General features: G+C 38.8%; 19 protein-coding genes. 8 read left to right on the top strand and 11 right to left on the bottom strand.

Annotation, left to right across the window (positions count from 1 at the left end; genetic code table 11):
* Nucleotides 1-4: 4 nt before the first annotated feature.
* The 4 genes from BA79_RS01035 (at nucleotide 5) to BA79_RS19775 (ending at nucleotide 2,296) form a co-directional block, all read left to right on the top strand.
* A complete protein-coding gene (locus BA79_RS01035) occupies nucleotides 5-1,003 on the top strand; it encodes an inorganic phosphate transporter (RefSeq protein ID WP_017359158.1) in 999 nt (332 codons plus the stop codon).
* A 146-nt stretch (nucleotides 1,004-1,149) separates the two neighbouring features.
* Nucleotides 1,150-1,920 carry a type II toxin-antitoxin system SpoIISA family toxin gene (locus BA79_RS01030; protein ID WP_017359599.1) on the top strand — a complete coding sequence of 257 codons (771 nt, stop codon included), beginning with the start codon at nucleotides 1,150-1,152 and terminating at the stop codon, nucleotides 1,918-1,920.
* A complete protein-coding gene (locus tag BA79_RS01025; protein WP_008346289.1) occupies nucleotides 1,889-2,065 on the top strand; it encodes a type II toxin-antitoxin system SpoIISB family antitoxin in 177 nt (58 codons plus the stop codon). The genes BA79_RS01030 and BA79_RS01025 overlap by 32 nt, the downstream gene beginning before the upstream one ends.
* A gap of 99 nt (nucleotides 2,066-2,164) precedes the next feature.
* The gene (locus BA79_RS19775) at nucleotides 2,165-2,296 is read left to right on the top strand and encodes a hypothetical protein (RefSeq protein WP_255201815.1); all 132 of its coding nucleotides are present in this window, start codon (nucleotides 2,165-2,167) and stop codon (nucleotides 2,294-2,296) included.
* On the opposite strand, the gene BA79_RS01020 is transcribed toward BA79_RS19775, so the two are convergent.
* Nucleotides 2,285-3,184: an N-acetylmuramoyl-L-alanine amidase gene (locus BA79_RS01020; protein WP_035700416.1), complete on the bottom strand. Its 900-nt coding sequence runs from the start codon at nucleotides 3,182-3,184 to the stop codon at nucleotides 2,285-2,287. The two genes, BA79_RS19775 and BA79_RS01020, sit on opposite strands and share 12 nt — an antisense overlap.
* A 311-nt stretch (nucleotides 3,185-3,495) precedes the next feature.
* Between BA79_RS01020 and BA79_RS01010 the strand changes: the two genes are divergently transcribed.
* Nucleotides 3,496-4,080: an ImmA/IrrE family metallo-endopeptidase gene (locus tag BA79_RS01010; protein ID WP_017359603.1), complete on the top strand. Its 585-nt coding sequence runs from the start codon at nucleotides 3,496-3,498 to the stop codon at nucleotides 4,078-4,080.
* Here the strand turns inward: BA79_RS01010 and BA79_RS01005 are convergent.
* Nucleotides 4,071-4,694 (bottom strand): poly-gamma-glutamate hydrolase family protein, encoded by a 624-nt coding sequence (locus BA79_RS01005; protein ID WP_017359604.1) that lies wholly within the window; start codon nucleotides 4,692-4,694, stop codon nucleotides 4,071-4,073. The genes BA79_RS01010 and BA79_RS01005 overlap by 10 nt on opposite strands.
* Before the next feature lie 244 nt (nucleotides 4,695-4,938).
* Between BA79_RS01005 and BA79_RS01000 the strand changes: the two genes are divergently transcribed.
* Entirely contained in the window at nucleotides 4,939-5,310 is a 372-nt protein-coding gene (locus BA79_RS01000) for a DUF5412 domain-containing protein (RefSeq protein WP_017359605.1), read from the top strand.
* Between the two features lie 38 nt (nucleotides 5,311-5,348).
* Here the strand turns inward: BA79_RS01000 and BA79_RS00995 are convergent, their stop codons facing one another.
* The gene (locus tag BA79_RS00995; protein WP_019743472.1) at nucleotides 5,349-6,173 is read right to left on the bottom strand and encodes a methyl-accepting chemotaxis protein; all 825 of its coding nucleotides are present in this window, start codon (nucleotides 6,171-6,173) and stop codon (nucleotides 5,349-5,351) included.
* A gap of 221 nt (nucleotides 6,174-6,394) precedes the next feature.
* Between BA79_RS00995 and BA79_RS00990 the strand changes: the two genes are divergently transcribed.
* Entirely contained in the window at nucleotides 6,395-7,864 is a 1,470-nt protein-coding gene (locus BA79_RS00990; RefSeq protein ID WP_051626168.1) for an NAD(P)/FAD-dependent oxidoreductase, read from the top strand.
* 32 nt (nucleotides 7,865-7,896) lie between these two features.
* Here the strand turns inward: BA79_RS00990 and hag (BA79_RS00985) are convergent, their stop codons facing one another.
* From hag (BA79_RS00985) to BA79_RS00970, 4 genes are all read right to left on the bottom strand, one after another.
* A complete protein-coding gene (hag, locus tag BA79_RS00985) occupies nucleotides 7,897-8,718 on the bottom strand; it encodes a flagellin Hag (RefSeq protein ID WP_008346306.1) in 822 nt (273 codons plus the stop codon).
* A gap of 289 nt (nucleotides 8,719-9,007) precedes the next feature.
* Nucleotides 9,008-9,874, bottom strand: coding sequence for a flagellin Hag (hag, locus tag BA79_RS00980; protein WP_035700407.1), 867 nt, complete (start codon nucleotides 9,872-9,874; stop codon nucleotides 9,008-9,010).
* A gap of 223 nt (nucleotides 9,875-10,097) precedes the next feature.
* Nucleotides 10,098-11,618 carry a Kelch repeat-containing protein gene (locus tag BA79_RS00975; RefSeq protein ID WP_035701040.1) on the bottom strand — a complete coding sequence of 507 codons (1,521 nt, stop codon included), beginning with the start codon at nucleotides 11,616-11,618 and terminating at the stop codon, nucleotides 10,098-10,100.
* Nucleotides 11,619-11,728: 110 nt separating this feature from the next.
* Complete coding sequence (locus BA79_RS00970; protein WP_035700405.1) at nucleotides 11,729-12,343, bottom strand: TetR/AcrR family transcriptional regulator; 615 nt, start codon at nucleotides 12,341-12,343, stop codon at nucleotides 11,729-11,731.
* A 212-nt stretch (nucleotides 12,344-12,555) separates the two neighbouring features.
* Between BA79_RS00970 and BA79_RS00965 the strand changes: the two genes are divergently transcribed.
* Nucleotides 12,556-13,668, top strand: coding sequence for an NAD(P)-dependent alcohol dehydrogenase (locus BA79_RS00965; protein WP_007498906.1), 1,113 nt, complete (start codon nucleotides 12,556-12,558; stop codon nucleotides 13,666-13,668).
* A gap of 78 nt (nucleotides 13,669-13,746) precedes the next feature.
* Here BA79_RS00965 and alr read toward each other — a convergent pair whose 3' ends face one another.
* From alr to BA79_RS00945, 4 genes are all read right to left on the bottom strand, one after another.
* Complete coding sequence (gene alr, locus BA79_RS00960) at nucleotides 13,747-14,928, bottom strand: alanine racemase (RefSeq protein WP_035700402.1); 1,182 nt, start codon at nucleotides 14,926-14,928, stop codon at nucleotides 13,747-13,749.
* Between the two features lie 183 nt (nucleotides 14,929-15,111).
* Nucleotides 15,112-15,723, bottom strand: a complete 612-nt coding sequence (locus BA79_RS00955) for a hypothetical protein (RefSeq protein ID WP_035700399.1) — start codon at nucleotides 15,721-15,723, stop codon at nucleotides 15,112-15,114.
* Between the two features lie 251 nt (nucleotides 15,724-15,974).
* Complete coding sequence (locus BA79_RS00950) at nucleotides 15,975-16,433, bottom strand: AraC family transcriptional regulator (protein ID WP_017367059.1); 459 nt, start codon at nucleotides 16,431-16,433, stop codon at nucleotides 15,975-15,977.
* 265 nt (nucleotides 16,434-16,698) lie between these two features.
* Complete coding sequence (locus tag BA79_RS00945; RefSeq protein ID WP_017367058.1) at nucleotides 16,699-17,118, bottom strand: GNAT family N-acetyltransferase; 420 nt, start codon at nucleotides 17,116-17,118, stop codon at nucleotides 16,699-16,701.
* Nucleotides 17,119-17,127: the final 9 nt, after the last annotated feature.

Below are 17,127 nucleotides of genomic sequence, written 5' to 3'. Positions count from 1 at the left end.
AAACATGGATACATTACTCATCCTTACCATACTTATTGTCATTTGTGCACTTGCTTTTGATTTCATTAACGGATTCCACGATACAGCAAATGCCATTGCTACTTCAGTTTCAACAAAGGCGTTAAAGCCAAGACATGCTATTATTATGGCAGCGTTTATGAACTTCTTAGGAGCAATGACATTTACAGGTGTGGCAAAGTCCATTACAAAAGACATCGCAGATCCTTTTACACTTCAAAACGGATCTGTCGTCATTTTGGCTGCTTTAATTGCAGCGATTACTTGGAACTTGCTTACTTGGTATTACGGGATTCCGAGTAGTTCTTCACATGCACTGATCGGATCAATTGCAGGAGCTGTTATTGCCTCTGCTGGTTTTGGCGCTTTAAACTATTCGGGATTCATTAAAATCATTCAAGCACTTTTGCTTTCACCTATCCTGGCTTTTGTTTTAGGATATATCGTGTATACCATTATCAAAATTATATTCCGAAACAATAATCTCGCAAAAACAAATAAACAATTCCGACGTGTTCAAATTTTAACGGCTGCACTGCAATCGTATACCCACGGAACAAACGATGCGCAAAAAGCGATGGGAATTATTACGATGGCTTTAATTGCAGGTAATTTGCATACAACAGACGACATTCCTTTCTGGGTACAATTCTCTTGTGCGCTTGCAATGGGACTAGGTACGTCTATTGGCGGCTGGAAGATTATTAAAACAGTCGGCGGTAAAATCATGAAGATTCGTCCAGTAAACGGAGTATCTGCAGACTTAACGGGTGCAGCTATTATCTTCGGTGCGACATTTATTCACTTACCGGTTAGTACCACTCACGTGATCTCATCTTCTATTCTAGGTGTAGGTTCTGCACATAGAGTAAAAGGAGTCAACTGGGGTACGGCAAAACGTATGCTTGTCACTTGGGTGATCACATTACCGATTTCGGGAACTCTAGGGGCACTTATATACTTTGTGTTAAATGCGATTCTCTAATATCAAAGACCTGTCTAACAGGTCTTTTTTTATTTGTTTGCATGCTCAAATGCTCTTTTTCTGCAAGCCATTTTTTCATGAAGCAGGGTTTCCAAACATATCCATAGAAATAAATAAGTATCCATCTGTCTATGGGAGAGAGGAACATGCTATTATTTTTTCAATTGACTGTTTGGTTATTGCTAGGTGCTCTTGCTGTATATGTATTTGCGGTATGGCGCTTTGAACAAAAAGTAAAAGAAAAGATGTTTGCGATTCGTAAAACGTGGTATTGGATTTATGTAGCGGGTGCTGTTGTGTACTGGACAAATGACCCTGCTTCAATCTTCACCGATTGGATGCACTACCTGATTATTGCTGTTTTTTTCGCATTAACTGATGCCTTTATTTTCCTCAGCTCCTATATTAAAAAACTCGGAAATCATGAACTTGAAACCGACACCCATCAACTCCTAGAACAAAATAACGACCTGCTTCATTCTTACCTCAATAAACTAAAAACGTACCAATACCTATTGAAAAACGAACCGATCCATGTATATTATGGAAGTATAGAAGCATATATAGAGGGAATTGAACGACTGATCTATTCTTTTGCAGAAAAAATGAATATTCAAGCAGTTCTTTGTCCTTATGATACGCAGGAGCAAAAAGATGACCTGCTGCGGACACTTGATCAGAGAGCGCTTATTCAAGCAAAGCTTGACAGGCAGGAAGTGTATTACGATGACTTCGGCAAATTGGTTCTCATCCCGTTTTCAGTAGCGGATGCACACTTTGTGATTAAGCTGACCTCTGAGGAAATTGTCACTGAATTCGACTATTTATTAATGACTTCACTTACAACGATTTATGACCTAATCTTGCCTGACGAAGAGGAAGGTGATGAAGATGGAACACGCACTTCAAGGGGATAATAACAATCGCAAGAAAAACCCATTTAAGATTTTAAAGAAAAAGCGCCATATTAGTATGGCTGATTACAAAGTAAGTCCCCATACGGAGCGTATTTTCAAAAAGAATGAACAGCTCCTAGATGAGTATAAAAATAAAAAAGCTTGATTACACTAAAGGACGCGGAACATCATCCGCGTCCTACTTCCGTTTTCACATCTACTTGCATACAATAAAACCAACTGCTGCAACGATTGAGGTGCCAATATGAAAAAGAAACTTAAACAATTGAGGTATGTTCAGTTTGCTGAATTTAAGCCATCCCCTTATATCTGCCGATTACACGAAAAAAGTGAAGCCGTCATTCAAGCGGCCAAAAAGAAAGACTCACTGATTTAATAGTTGAAGCAACTTCACTTTTGTTTTAGGACCGTATACTCCATCACTTGTTAGACCATTCATCAGTTGAAATCGCGCGACGGCATTGGCTGTTTTTTCCCCATAAACGCCATCAATGCCCTTATCTGCAGCTGTTTTGTCAGGATAAAAATACACAGCAGCAAGCGCTTTTTGGACGAGACGTACATGCTCCCCTTTTGTCAGAGGTGATGTCACCTTTAACACCCCATCCGGCAGTTCATAACTGAGCTTTTCTTCTGCATGATAAATCTTGAGAACTTGTCCAACTCGAATCATGTTCGGGTCACTAATCTGATTCCATGTCTGTAAATCACTCACTGTGACACCATGGGCTTTGGCAATACTCGTTAGCGTATCCCCGCTTTTCACCACATATGTGATCACCGTTTCCGGATCACCTGCAGTCTCAATTCCTCTTTTAAATTCATCCCATGTAGCTAGCAGCAGACGTGGACATGTTTTTCCTGACCAATGCTGATGCGTCACCACATTTGCTAATGGAATGCCATGTTCTTTTAAAAGCTTTTGAATAAGCCACTGGGCATGTTTGACAGCTTGTTGAAAGTTTCCATCTTCGTTTTCACAAATTTCAATGCCAATCGATTTTCGGTTGCCATCTCCATGTCCATCCCCAGCATGCCACCCATTTTCATTTAAAGGGAGATGCTGAAAAATTTCTCTGTCATCCACTGTGAAGTGCCAGCTTACCTCTGTTGTTGAGCGTTTGACATATGCCGCATGACTTTTTGCGTCAGCTCCCTTAGATGTATTGGCTGTGTTATGCACAGTTACATAAAGCGGCGTCATAGCATATCCTGGCCGATTTCCGTTTCCAACTGGAATAAAATCTTGATAAATTTGTACCATGTTTTGCACTCCTTTTTGCTAAATTGATGTTTGATCTTGCTCATCAATCGGTGGCAAACGTAAGACAAATTTGTTTGTTTTCGTCATAAGACTATGGTAAAATTTGAATTCAATCGCCGTTTTATCTTTGTAAAAAATAAAAAAATAGAATAAAAAACAGGAAAAACTTCCAATTTTCTTTGATTTTATGTTAAAATTGTTAAAAACAAGCCGATATAAAAAGTAAGCGATAGCTTTATTAGCCATTTAGTCCTATATGGACTTTTCTTTTACGGCAAAAATAGAACATACGTTTGTATGGAGGTTTTGACATGACTTATTTTTTAACCCATTTAGAAGAAGATATTAAACGGTTATACACTCAACTGCAAATAAGTGGTCCTGCTTATGTAGACATGCATAGGATCGCAGCTGAATTTCATGTATGGGTACACTACGAGGATACTGGCAGCATGATGATCAAACATCAAGGTCTTTACAGTATTATTTTAAACAGAGCCTTATCGTCAGAAGAACAGTGGCAGGATTTCGCCCACGAGCTTTGTCATGTGCTGAAGCATACAGGCAACCACTTTAACATGCACAAGCTCTTTCGAGAACTGCAAGAGTTTCAAGCAAAACAATTCATGTATCACTTTTGTGTTCCGACTTTTATGCTGCTGCAAATGACGCTCCCAAACCTTAGGCAGCAAGCCATTTTGCATATTGCTCAAACATTTCATGTCACTCGGGCTTTTGCTGAAAAACGGCTTGCTCTATTTGAACAGCGAAGAGCCGGCATTCAATTTCAAAAAGAATTCACTTCTTATTTAATGAGAGCCAGCAAGGTCGCAGAAAATGAAGCTACATATCAAACAAAAGCGTCAGCACACGTGACGTCAGAAGTTTATTCATAAAGACTTAACACTTGTTTCAGTACATTTGTGTATTGATAAAATTGTTCGGTTTGTGTATCACGCCTACGGCTCCGCCTAAAGTCTTGAAAGAAAGCTCTTCTCTGAGCTTGGCTAATTTCAATTTGAACACTTTTTCCTGTGAGGCATTGATTATTAATATTTTGAGGATGTGTTCCAGCAAATTGATCCGATTCAGATAAAAGCAAGGCATGGAAGCCATTTTGTGTGAGACACTTCACTGTTTCAGCAGCTTTTTCCCTGTCGGTACCACCAACTAAAGTTTGTAGAACGTCTGTTTCTCCATAGCCGTGGAGTGCAAATGTATAATGATGTGTATGCACTTGAGAAAGACAAATCGGCTCATCAAAACGTGTGCTCGTAATATGAAGAACATGATTGCCTTTCACTTTAAGGCCCTCGAATAAATACATAGAATAATCGGTTGCTACTTCATGGACCAGCTCGCTCACGCCAGATTCAATCCCTCCCGCATGAGGTGACAGGACGAGAAGCTGATCCCCTTTCCGCTGATGAAGAATTTGATAGTCGATCCCTTTTCTTTCATGAGCGGAAAGCTCTTCATAATTTTGATACGTATCTATGATTCGATTCATTCCATCTGCCCCATTTCTCTATATGAGCATAAGTCTACTGATCGCAAATTCTTTTGTAAAGTGTTTTCGAATGACCAGTGTGATCTGAATGCATCCTTAAATTTTCCTTATCTTTACGGGCTAACTGTTGAATGTTGAGAAAAAATGACCGATAATTGAAATGAATAGAACTTTTGGACTATATGAATCTTTTTGTCATCTCTCTCATATATTAGAATATTGCGATCTACACCTGGAGGAATTCATGTTTAAAAAGAAAACCACCATCATCCTTGCCATCTTATGTCTTAGCTTCGCCGGAATTATTTACTGGAAATGCTTCTCTCTTCAAGGCGTGTCTCACGGAACATTCATCCGCTCGATATCATCACCTGATGGAACCTATACCATTAACACGTATCGACATAGTGGAGGAAAGCTAAAAGAGAATGCGGTCAGAGCAGAAATTGAAAACAAACTCACCCATCACAAGAAAACAATCTACTGGAAGTACCCTGATAAAGATCCTCTGATTAAATGGGAAAATGCACAGCTCGTTCAAATTGGACATGAGTTTTTAAATGTGGTCAAAGGTGAAACATACGATTATCGCTTTGATCAGAAAAACAGAAAATAACGAGCCAACAAAAAACGAACCCTTTTTGGATTCGTTTTTTACGTTGACATCACCTTTTGCATAAATTCTTTCATTTCTTTGCTAACCGTCGTCAACCTGTCTACAATTTCACTAAACTCCGTCACTAATAAAGCTTGTTCTGAAGATGACCCTTTCATATGGCCCATACTCTCAAGTAATGTATGTATATTAGAGGATATCCCTTGCAATGAGCTTTCTATGTTTTCTGTTGCACGTGAGGTTTCGCTTGATAGCTTTTGAACCTCGCTCGCTACCACACTAAAACCCGCTCCCTCTTTCCCTGCCCTGGCTGCTTCAATTGAAGCATTCAATCCTAGCAAACTCGTTTGTTTAGAGATACCTTTGATCATTTTTGTAATATCTGAAGTTTTTTTCGAGCTTTCAAGTGTTTGCTGTGTTTGGAATGTCATTTCCTCACTTGTCGCAGAGAGCTCTTCTGAATGAGCCGCCACCACATGTACTTTTTCTTGAATACTTTGAATGATGTCGTTCAATGACTCCATATACGCCTCAAGTTCTATTTGATTTTTAAGTGGAAAACCTAAAGCGATTGCACCAATGACTTGTTGATTTTCATCGAAAATCGGCAATCCCATTGCATTTAAAGGCGTCCCATACACCGATTCAGGTACGAATGTACTTGATGTTTCTCCTCTAAGCGCATTTTTCATATTCTGATCATCTGGTTTAATGGGATCTCCTGTCCGTATTTGAAAATCCACATCTTTTGATGGCAAATACAGCAAGAATTTTTCTCGATCAATGACACCCATCGTCACTTCATCTTTTAAAATCTTCATCATATAAGGTGCTGCGGTTACAATACTCTGTAGTATATCCATTCTCTCTACCCCCTTAATATATTTATCGGTCATTCCTCTTAAATTTGATCATTATTTTTTAAAAATAATGATCAAGATTGAAGTTTTTTTCATATTTACGAGTAAAAAGTATGCCAATTCCTTTCTATATTCAAAAAAACAAGAATTTGCTATACTTAGAAAATCAACATATGATGAAATGGTCATGTAACCATTTTATATATTCACTGGAGGCGCATGTTGTGACACAACCCATGAAGTATGAGCGGGCGATCGTCATCGGAGGCGGAATAACGGGAATGCTCGCTGCAAAGGTTTTATCAAGTTTTTACCTTGAAGTATTGATTATTGAAAAGGACGAATTGCCAGACTCTCCTGAGAATCGTCTTGGCACGCCTCAAGCTTTTCATCCACATAGAATGCTGCCACTAGGCAAACAAATAGTAGAACGTCTATTTTCTGGTTATACAAAAGAATTACTCGAAATGGGCGGGTACAACACATGGCATCAGACATCTCGATTTTTGACAAAAGATGGCGAGTTAGTACTCACGGATACTGAAGAAACAGCTGTCACACGACGCGCCGTACTAGAGTGGGTGCTGATGCAAAGAATGTTACGTGAGGAACGTGTTCAATTTTTAGAAAAACATGAAGCGATGGCTCTTCTTTTTGAAGAAGAAACGACTCAAGTGAGTGGATTACAGGTCAAAGATCGGAGGATAAAGCCTGGAATCATCAACAAAATAAGTGCGGACTTAGTCATTGATACGTCTGGAAGAATGTCTAAATTGCCAAAATGGCTGAAAAGCGCAGGGCGAACCTTGCCGCAGACAGATGAGCTAATCGTGTCTCTTGGCTATAGCACAAGATACTACCAAATACCACCTGAGGCACCGAATCTGGAACCAATGGTCATCGTTGGACAGCCAAATAAGAAAATTCCAACAGGACTGTTTGAACGAGTAGATCATGATTTAGTAGCGGTTCTTCTCTCAGCAGCTGGCGGCTCTCATTATCCAACAACGGACGCTGATCAGTTTGATGTAGAGACCGCTAGGCTGACCAATCCCTCGATAGCAGAAGCCATCACTCATTTAATTCCCTATACGAAACCAAAAGGATTTAGAGTTCCGGCTTGTGTCAGAAACCACTATGAACAAATGGAAGATTGGCCAAGCGGCTTATTGGTCATGGGTGATGCCTTATGCACATTAGATCCAATACATGGTCAGGGAATGACAAAAGCCGCTCTTGAGGCACAGACACTTGAGCGTATGCTCAAACAAGCACAAGAAAATGAGCTTATTTCTTTTGAACGGCATACCTTACAACAAATGCAGCACGCCAATGAACTTGGCTGGTGGCTTTGTGCAATTGCGGATATGGCATGGGAAGGCGTCGAGTTAAAAGGAACCCCCATTCCCCATCTGACATTTGTACAAGAATTTTTAAATTATTATGTACAATATGCCGTTCAAACAAAACAAACTAAATACCTTGAGGCATATCATCGTATGCATTCATTCTTAATAGAACCGAGAAAAATCATCAACCTAGAGCAGCTGCAAGACATGATTCAAGCTGACTTCACTGGTGATGTCGGCCACTGGTGGCATAGGTGGGATCAAAAGAATGATGAATTAAATCGAGCTTTCTTCTATGAAGCTGTTCCAGACTTTCAATTACATCAATTGCTAAAATCAAACTAACATAAAAAAAGCCCCTCAAAGGGGGCTTTTAATTAACGTAATAACTGAAGTACGTTTTGTGGCTGTTGGTTCGCTTGTGCAAGCATTGCTTGTGAAGCTTGAGAAAGAATGTTGTTCTTAGTGAACTCACTCATTTCTTTCGCCATGTCAACGTCGCGAATACGAGACTCAGCAGCTGTTAAGTTTTCAGCAGAAGCACCAAGGTTGTTGATTGTGTGCTCTAGACGGTTTTGGACCGCCCCAAGTGATGAACGTTGTTTAGATACAGCGCCGATTGCCGCATCGATTTTTTCAATTTCAGTATCGAAATTGAAGCCATCAACACTTACATCAATATCTTTAACTGTTAATGTTTCTGCATCCATTTTACCAATTTCAACAATAATATGTTGTTCCTTGTTCGCACCAATTTGGAATTGGAATCCGTCTGTAACATCTCCATTTAAAAGGTTCTTTCCGTTAAATGCTGTGCGGCTTGAGATACCATCAATCTCTTCAACAAGTGCTTTAATCTCATCTTGAATCGCCGTTAAATCCTCAGTCTGCTGTGTACCTACGTTACCCGCTTGAACTGTCAACTCACGCATACGTTGAAGAATCGCATGTGTTTCAGTTAATGCACCTTCAGCTGTTTGAATAAGAGAAATACCATCTTGTGCGTTTTTAGACGCCATTTCTAACCCCCGGATTTGTCCACGCATTTTTTCAGAAATCGCAAGACCTGCTGCGTCATCTCCTGCACGGTTGATACGAAGACCAGAAGAAAGCTTCTCCATGTTCTTTTGCCCTGCTCCATTATTTGCAGACAAACGGTTCAGTGTGTTAAGTGCTGCGATATTGTGGTTAATTCTCATATTAAATGACCTCCATGTGTTTGAACCAATTAGACATCCATGTCTAAAAGTTCTAAAATAGAATTTTTTTGTAAGCCTTACAATCCATTTATCGAACTTTAATGGAATATGTTTAACAAAAAAGGAATAAATAAGTAAAAAGTCTTATTCATTATGATTGTTTCGCTAGAGTATGCCAAATTTAAAGGTCATTTTTCATGATTTATCAGAGGGATTTAAGAATCATAAGACTGGAGAAAATGTGAAGGAAAAAACAGCATAAAAAAAAGCCCCATCAAGGGGCCTTTCATTAACGTAGTAATTGAAGTACGTTTTGTGGCTGTTGGTTCGCTTGTGCAAGCATTGCTTGAGAAGCTTGAGAAAGAATGTTGTTCTTAGTGAACTCACTCATTTCTTTCGCCATGTCAACGTCACGGATACGAGACTCAGCAGCTGTTAAGTTTTCACCAGAAGCACCAAGGTTGTTGATTGTGTGCTCTAGACGGTTTTGAACTGCTCCAAGTTTAGAACGTTGTGCTGATACTTGGTTGATAGCTTCATCAATTCCAGCAAGTTGGTCATCAAAAGTTGTAGTTGCAAAATCAGTTACATCAATATTACTAATTTTAACTGTCGCACTTCCTAAATCAGCTGCTTTCATGCTGTCAATGTTTACAGTCAGTTGTTGACCACCGTTAGCTCCAATTTGGAATACTAAATTAGCTGTACCACTAGCAAAAGAACCATCTAAAAGGTCTTTACCGTTGAATTGAGTACGATCAGCAATACCTTTACTTCCAGTTTCGCCACCGACTTCTTCAACTAAAGCGTTGATTTCTTCTTGAATTGCATTAAGGTCTGTATCGTCTTGTGTACCAGTGTTTCCAGCTTGAACAACAAGCTCACGAACACGTTGAAGGATTGAGTGAGTTTCAGTCAATGCACCTTCAGCTGTTTGGATAAGAGAGATACCGTCTTGTGCGTTTTTAGAAGCCATTTCTAATCCGCGGATTTGTCCACGCATTTTTTCAGAGATAGCAAGACCAGCTGCGTCATCTCCTGCACGGTTGATTTTAAGACCAGAAGAAAGTTTCTCCATGTTCTTTTGGCTCGCACCGTTGTTTGCAGACAAACGGTTTAATGTGTTAAGTGCTGCGATATTGTGGTTAATTCTCATTTCCTATTACCTCCATGTATGTGGGACCTGACAGACGTCCTTGTCTGAAAAAAGTCCTTTATTCTAGGGCTTATCAACCCTGACAATTCTATTATCGGACGTAGTTATGGGATGTTTAGCAGATTTTTAAAAAAATATCTTGTTTTTTTATGATGTTCATCCTAATTTTAACAATAATGTAAAATAAAAAGCTGCTAATCTATTATCAGCAGCTTTCATTTTATTAATATTGTTTGATATCAAACATTAATATATTTTGGTACACCACATAATCTTTCTTACTTGTGAAAGGTCCTTTATTATGTTCATCATTGATCTCATAAAAGTTCATTCCGATTCCAAAGCTTCTTTCTTTATACCAGTTAAGAAAATCGTTAATTTCTTTCATTGAGAGCAGATAATCCTTTTGTAACCCATTGATCATGGTAATGGAAAGTATACCTTTCGCAGTTTCTTCTCCGGGTTTTGTTCCATCTTGATCTTTCGGTTCTTCTGTTGTGCCGTCACCAGGTTTTGTTCCGTCCTGATCTTTCGGTTCTTCCGTTGACCCATCACCTGGCTTTGTTCCGTCCTGATCCTTTGGGTCTTCTGTTGTATCATCACCTGGCTTTGTTCCGTCCTGATCTTTCGGTTCTTCTGTTGTTCCATCACCAGGCTTTGTCCCATCTTGATCCTTTGGGTCTTCTGCTATCCCATCATCCGGCTTTGTTTCATCCTCAGTCACTTGTAAGTCTTTTAATGAAATAGAAATCACTGATCTGTAATCACTTTTTACAGAAAGATTTCTCATACTATAAGAGTAGTCACGTCCGCCAATGACATATAATTGATCATCAACAATTGCTGCAACAGCTGATACTCTTCCTTCTGGCAATTCATATGCTGAATTTTTAAATTGACCATCCTGTGGATTGAAAATCTGAACTTTGTTTACCATATTTTTCGAATTATCACCATATAATTGCCCACCAATAATAAAGAACTTACCGTTGTAAGTTTCATAGGAGGGTTCATATGTATAAGATGTCAATTGAGCATCGATTAGCCTCTTCCAAGTATCTGTTGCAATATCATATTGAAACAAATTCTTTTCTCTACTATGACCGATCGAATTTTCGCCACCTGCAACATATATTTTTCCGTCAATTGCTGAAATGGCTCTTCCATTTCTAGGTGGTAAACTAGATGAATTCAAACTCGTCCATTCACCCGTGGATGTATTGTATTGATAGACATTATTCTTATAAGCGTTTTTTGAAGATACAATATATATATTCTCTTTTACTGCAACTGCGTACAAAGTTCCCTTGCTATAAGATGGAAATACAGGCTCTCTTGGAATTTGAATTGGCTCTTCAGCCCACTGATCAAGTTCTGTATCATATATATCAATTGTGTTATAAGCTGTTTTTGTCTCTTCGTTTATTCCACCTATTAGATATATTTTCTTACCTACTGTAGCATATGTACCGCCTGTTCTATTTCTCGGCATGCTCGTTTTTTCTTCCCACACATCTTTCTTAGGGTCATACATAAATGTTTGATTATTTAACTTGTTTTTTTCACTTGCTCCACCAAATAAATAAATCTTTCCATCTACTACTCCTACACCAGCATTAATACGCTCTTCCGGTAAGTCCGCTCGCTTCGTCCAACCATTTGTCTCAGCTGCATGAGCTTTTAACGGATGAATTGTGACCATCATAAAAATGGTCAAAAGCACTAAAAATAATCCTTTTTTCATCATTTCATTCCCCCATATCTTAAATATCCCTCCTTTTATCGACATATTTGTAATAAAATTTAATTTTTTTCATTTTGCCCCATCATAAATGCAGGATGTATTTATTTCTATTACTTTCTCATAATCGTTTCTTCATCTTTCAATTGAATCATAAGTGAGGATTGAATATATAATAAATTGATAATGCGGCGTGCCATTTCTGAGGGAGATGCATTGTAGTCATTTCTGATCCATTCAATGATAAAACCAAAGATGCCGTATGAACGATACTGGACAAAATAACTGTCGTTGATTTCTTCATACTGATCACTAACAAATGACATTCTATTTTTGAAGATATATTGTATTTTCTTCAGCAATTGTTCTTGTATGTGGGGAATTCGGTCTTCTATCACTAATAAATCATAATAGTCGCGATTTTCAACGATATATTGAAATACATCGGTGCCCTCTGGTTTCATGCGAGTTAAATCCAACAGTGGATTTTCACGAGTCGGCTTACAAAATTCATATTCGAAATCGACCATTTCCCGGTGAATAACATCTGCTGCTAATTCATCTTTACTTTCATAATGCACATAAAACGTCGTCCGATTATAGTTTGCCTTTTCCACAATATCCTTCACTTTTACGTGCGAATATCCTTTTTCTTTTACTAGTATTTTGAATGTTTGACGAAGTGTTTCTTTTGTTCGCTCAACACGGCGATCCTCTTTTTTGATCATGGGCCCCTCCTTTAGACACTTTTTAAAAAATGTTGATTAGAGATACATAAATTCATTTGTGTTGAAAACCTATACAAATAAGTTTTTTTGCTGATTGAAACGAAAAATCTTTCGTCCTACAATCAACTTAGTCATAAAGAAATGAATTTTTTGTGACATTTGATCTAACTTCTTCAGAATATCATACTATACAAAAAGTGAGGGCACATGATATGGAAATTCAAGCGATGGTCACAACAAATGAAAAAGATTTCGAGAAACAAACACTATTACTAGATGATCCAAAAGCAGATGAAGTGCTTGTCAAAATCGTTGCATCTGGCGTTTGTCATACGGATGCCACTGTATTAGATGGCACGCTTCCTGTCCCACGTCCTGCTTTATTAGGACATGAAGGCTCTGGCATTGTCGTGAAAGCAGGTTCTAATGTCACAACCGTTCAAGAAGGAGACCACGTTGTACTTGGTTTCGCTTATTGCGGTCATTGCCATAATTGTCTTGACGGGAACGCTGGTGGATGTGAAAACATGATTCCACTGAATTTTTCTGGTCGTAATAAACATAATGAAACGCCTATCCATACACATGATCATCAAGATGTATCACAATTTTTTGGTCAATCGTCATTTGGTACATATGCAACGGTTGATGAGAAAAATGTGGTGAAAGTAGACAAAGAAACTGATTTACGTTATTTAGGACCATTCGGCTGCGGCTTAATGACTGGGAGCGGTACTGTCTTAAATTCACTTGCTCCAGCTCCAGGTACAAGCTTTGTTGTGTTCGGTACAGGTGCTGTTGGTTTAAGTGGGTTAATGGCAGCAAAAATTGCAGGCTGTGATCCGATTATTGCCGTTGATATCCATGATAGCCGCCTTGAGCTAGCAAAAGAATTAGGTGCAACACATGTCATCAACAGTAAACATGAGAACCCAGCTGAAAAAGTTAAGGAAATCACAGAAGGAAAAGGGGCACATTACTCATTTGAAACAACTGGAGTACCAGAAGTCACGCTAGCTGCCCTTCACTGCCTACGTGTCAAAGGAACTTGTGCAACAGTAGCAGTAGGAAAGCGCGATTTAACGTTTAATGTGACCAATGATCTCATGCTCAATGCGCTCACGTTAAAAGGTGTGATAGAAGGAGATGCCGTTCCTCAACTATTCATTCCTAAATTAGTCAAGTTCTTTAAAAATGGACAATTCCCAGTTGAGAAACTAGCAAAATTCTACGAATTAGAAGAGATTGAACAAGCCTTTGAAGATTCTAAAAATGGATCTACGATTAAACCAATTCTTATTTTAGATAAAGAGTATCGAGCTTAAGTCGTAATGAGACATGAAACTCAAAATCCCCCTTTCCATATAAAGGGGGATTTTTGGACTTTCATGCTGTCCTTACCTTCACACATACATCACCGGCGTCGATATTTTAATAATCTTCCCGCCTCGACGATAAAACCTTGGAACACGGCGGCTTAATGTTGCAATGACTTCATAGTTAATCGTATTGAGCATTTCAGCAATTTCATCAACAGAAATTTCTCCGCCCTTTTGACGGCCATAAATGACGACTTCCTCGCCTTGCTTTGCTTTCATTTCCCCTAAACTGATCATCGTCATATCCATTGTGACTCGGCCAGCAATCGGCATTCTTTCTCCGCGGAAAAGCATAAACCCTCGATTGGATAAAGCACGTGAGTACCCATCTGCATAACCAATCGGTATGGTCGCAATGACTTCGTCAGGCTTTGCCACATAGGTTGCCCCATAGCTGACCGTCCTAGGTTTTGTGACCATTTCTTTTACAAAAGCAATTCTTGCCTTTAAGCTTAGTGCTGGTTCCAATTGAACAGCGTCTAAGCTTTGAATATATTGCGATGGATACAATCCATAAAGTCCGATACCAAGCCGGATCATATCGGCACTAAATTCAGGAAACGCAATCGAAGCAGCTGTATTATTCATATGTACGGTCGGCAGTTTGATCCCTTCTTCTTTCAAAAACCGAAGAAAATCAATGAAGATGCTGTGCTGAAGCAACGTAAAATCAGGATCAGGCTCATCCGCAGTGGAGAAATGCGTAAATATTCCATCCCACCTCAGGTTTTCACTCTTTTCAAGCGCCTTCACCACCGCTAACAGCTCTTCCTTTGTCCGTACACCTAATCGCCCCATCCCTGTGTCAACATTGACATGAATCCCAAGCCGGCGCTGGCTTTCTTCTTCCGCTAAGATCTCATTTGCTTGAGCAATCCAGTCTTCTCGAAGGCCGGAGAGATCGATTCTCCAGGCTGCGGCCCTTTTCACACAATCGAGCGGTGTAAATCCAAGCACAAGAATAGGTGCTTCTATTTTTGCTCTTCGCAATACAATCCCTTCTTCTAAGCTAGCAACTGCAAGTTCTGTCGCACCGCTTTCTAGTGCCTGCCGCGCTACCTCCACTGAACCGTGTCCATAAGCATTCGCCTTCACGACAGCCATGATCTTACTTTTTCTTGGAATATGCGCTTGAATCGCTTCGATATTCCTTTTTATCGCATCAAGATTGACTTCAATCCAGACCTCCCTGCAAAGCTTTTGCATGTATGCTTCCTCCTCATCACATGAGTCATTTCAATATCAATGTTCGTTTTCGTGTCTAGTCTATCTTTATTCATTTTTGAGAAAAACATTCAACTACAATGACTGGACTGGCTTTAACTTGATTGAGATAAAAAAAGAAACCACAATCAAACTGTGATTTCTTTTTTATGAACAGAAATTTACTTAATACGCAGATTTCATCATTGAATCAATTTGATGATAAATCTCCTCCAGATTTTCTCGTTCAATCAAATATTCAGCGGTGCTCTTACGAACTGGCACATCAAATTGCAGGAAGGTGATCGTGATCGTTGATGCTTCTTGATCATTCATCGTTAATCTTAATTGAAGTGTAGAAATCTCTTCATTATTATCACTCTCAGTAGAATGTTCAATCGGTATACCATCTTCTAACACGTCAATTTGTTTCAACTCTTGCAAGGAAAGCTCAGTGACTTCAAACCTGAATTTCTGAGATGAGCCGCTAGGTTGATATGTAATAAAGCGCATTTTCTTTCGCTCGTCATCAATCGCAAATCCTTTATCAACATTTTGCGAAAAGATGTATGTTGAGGACTGAAATCCGTCTTCGTGAAAGAGCATCATCATCTTATCTAATAAGATGTTTGGATCATTCTTTTCTTTTTGTCTTTGCAGCCTTCCCGCTATGAATAAAATGACCATTCCCCCAATGATGCTAAAAGCCGTTCCTAATCCATTACCTACATTTACGAAAACAGTAAAGCCTAAAATAGCAACAATAAAAGCGATTACAATTCCTATGATGAATATCACACCATGCTCCTCCTGACATGACCTTTTATTGTCATATTGGTTTAGCCATAGTATAGCATCTGGATTAAGTGCTTCAGAAGAAATCTTTTATTTGGATGTACCTTCAAATCGGGAAGAAGCATTTCAAGATACGAATAAGGCTCAATATTGTTATTTAAAGGAACGAGTCCTAAATTATTTAAACGTGTAGATTTTACATTCATGAAAACAGACCACAAGAGGTCTGTTTTCATTGAAGTTAGATAAAATGTTTAAAAGATAGGCAGTAAGAATTCACACACCTTATCTTCGCCTTCTTCTTCTCTATATCTCTCCATAATAGGTGCATCACGCATGTTCAATTGATTGTGTTGGATCATTTGAGGCAATTGCGTCCAAAACAAATTCACTTTTTCGACTGTATGTGTCACCGTGAACACAGCATACATTCCTCCTTCAACATGACCAGTCTGAACAAGTTGATCTTTGGAGAAATCTCTATTTGTCATGAACATGAGGTCATATCTGCAATTTTCAGGTAAAGTTCTTGCAGGATCATCTTGAGAAACACCGTATATGCCATGTTTCTTTAATTCGTCATTGAATTGATGTTCTTTGATCCATTTTTTAAATTTCTTCATCATCTCCACATTCTCTTTACTGCCATACGGTCCTATATTTCTCATATACACCATTTTCATATTCGTTAACATTTCAATTTTGTAATTCATGATTCCCCTCCAACTCTTATTGGAAGATTGGCCAATCATTCCTTACATCCAACGGTAACACCCTTTAAAATATAATGCATTAGGATATTAATAATAATGGAATCTCATATTCTCATTCATAAGATATCCAATTTTTAAGCATAAAAAAGAACGGATTTTAGCCGCTCATTTGTTATTGATTTTCCTTTGAAGGAATGGCTTTCAGAAAACTGACAATCAAAAAGACCCTTTAGAGGGCCTTGTGAATGATTAGATAAAAAGATTTCTATTCATAAATAAGCACCCAGTACTTCGCCCCAGGCTCCCCTTCCTCTACAACAGCCTTCCATCCTCTTTTTTGATAAAAAGACAAAGCTTTGTGATTTTCGGATACACATTTGAGGGTGACTGGTGTTCCCAAAACTTTTATAGCTTGCTTAAGCAGCAGATCGCCAGCCCCTTGACCAGCAGCTTCTGGATGTACAAACAAGAGATGAATAAAACGATCTGGTACATATAATGAGATGAATCCAAGGATTTTATTGCTCTCCTCAGCTAAGAAAATTTGCTCTTCCTGCGTATCTTGATCAAAATCTTGCAGATTGATTTCTTCTGTATTGAGCCAGTGAAAGCTCTGACGTCGGGATTCTAAATAGATTTGTCTTAATTGTGGATAATCTTCTATGCTTGCTTCTCTAATCAACATCGCAACATC

Source organism: Bacillus altitudinis 41KF2b (assembly GCF_000691145.1).
GTDB classification, from domain to species: domain Bacteria; phylum Bacillota; class Bacilli; order Bacillales; family Bacillaceae; genus Bacillus; species Bacillus altitudinis.
The sequence above is the reverse complement of the archived record's forward strand: the minus strand, read 5'-3'. Positions and strand labels throughout refer to the sequence as shown.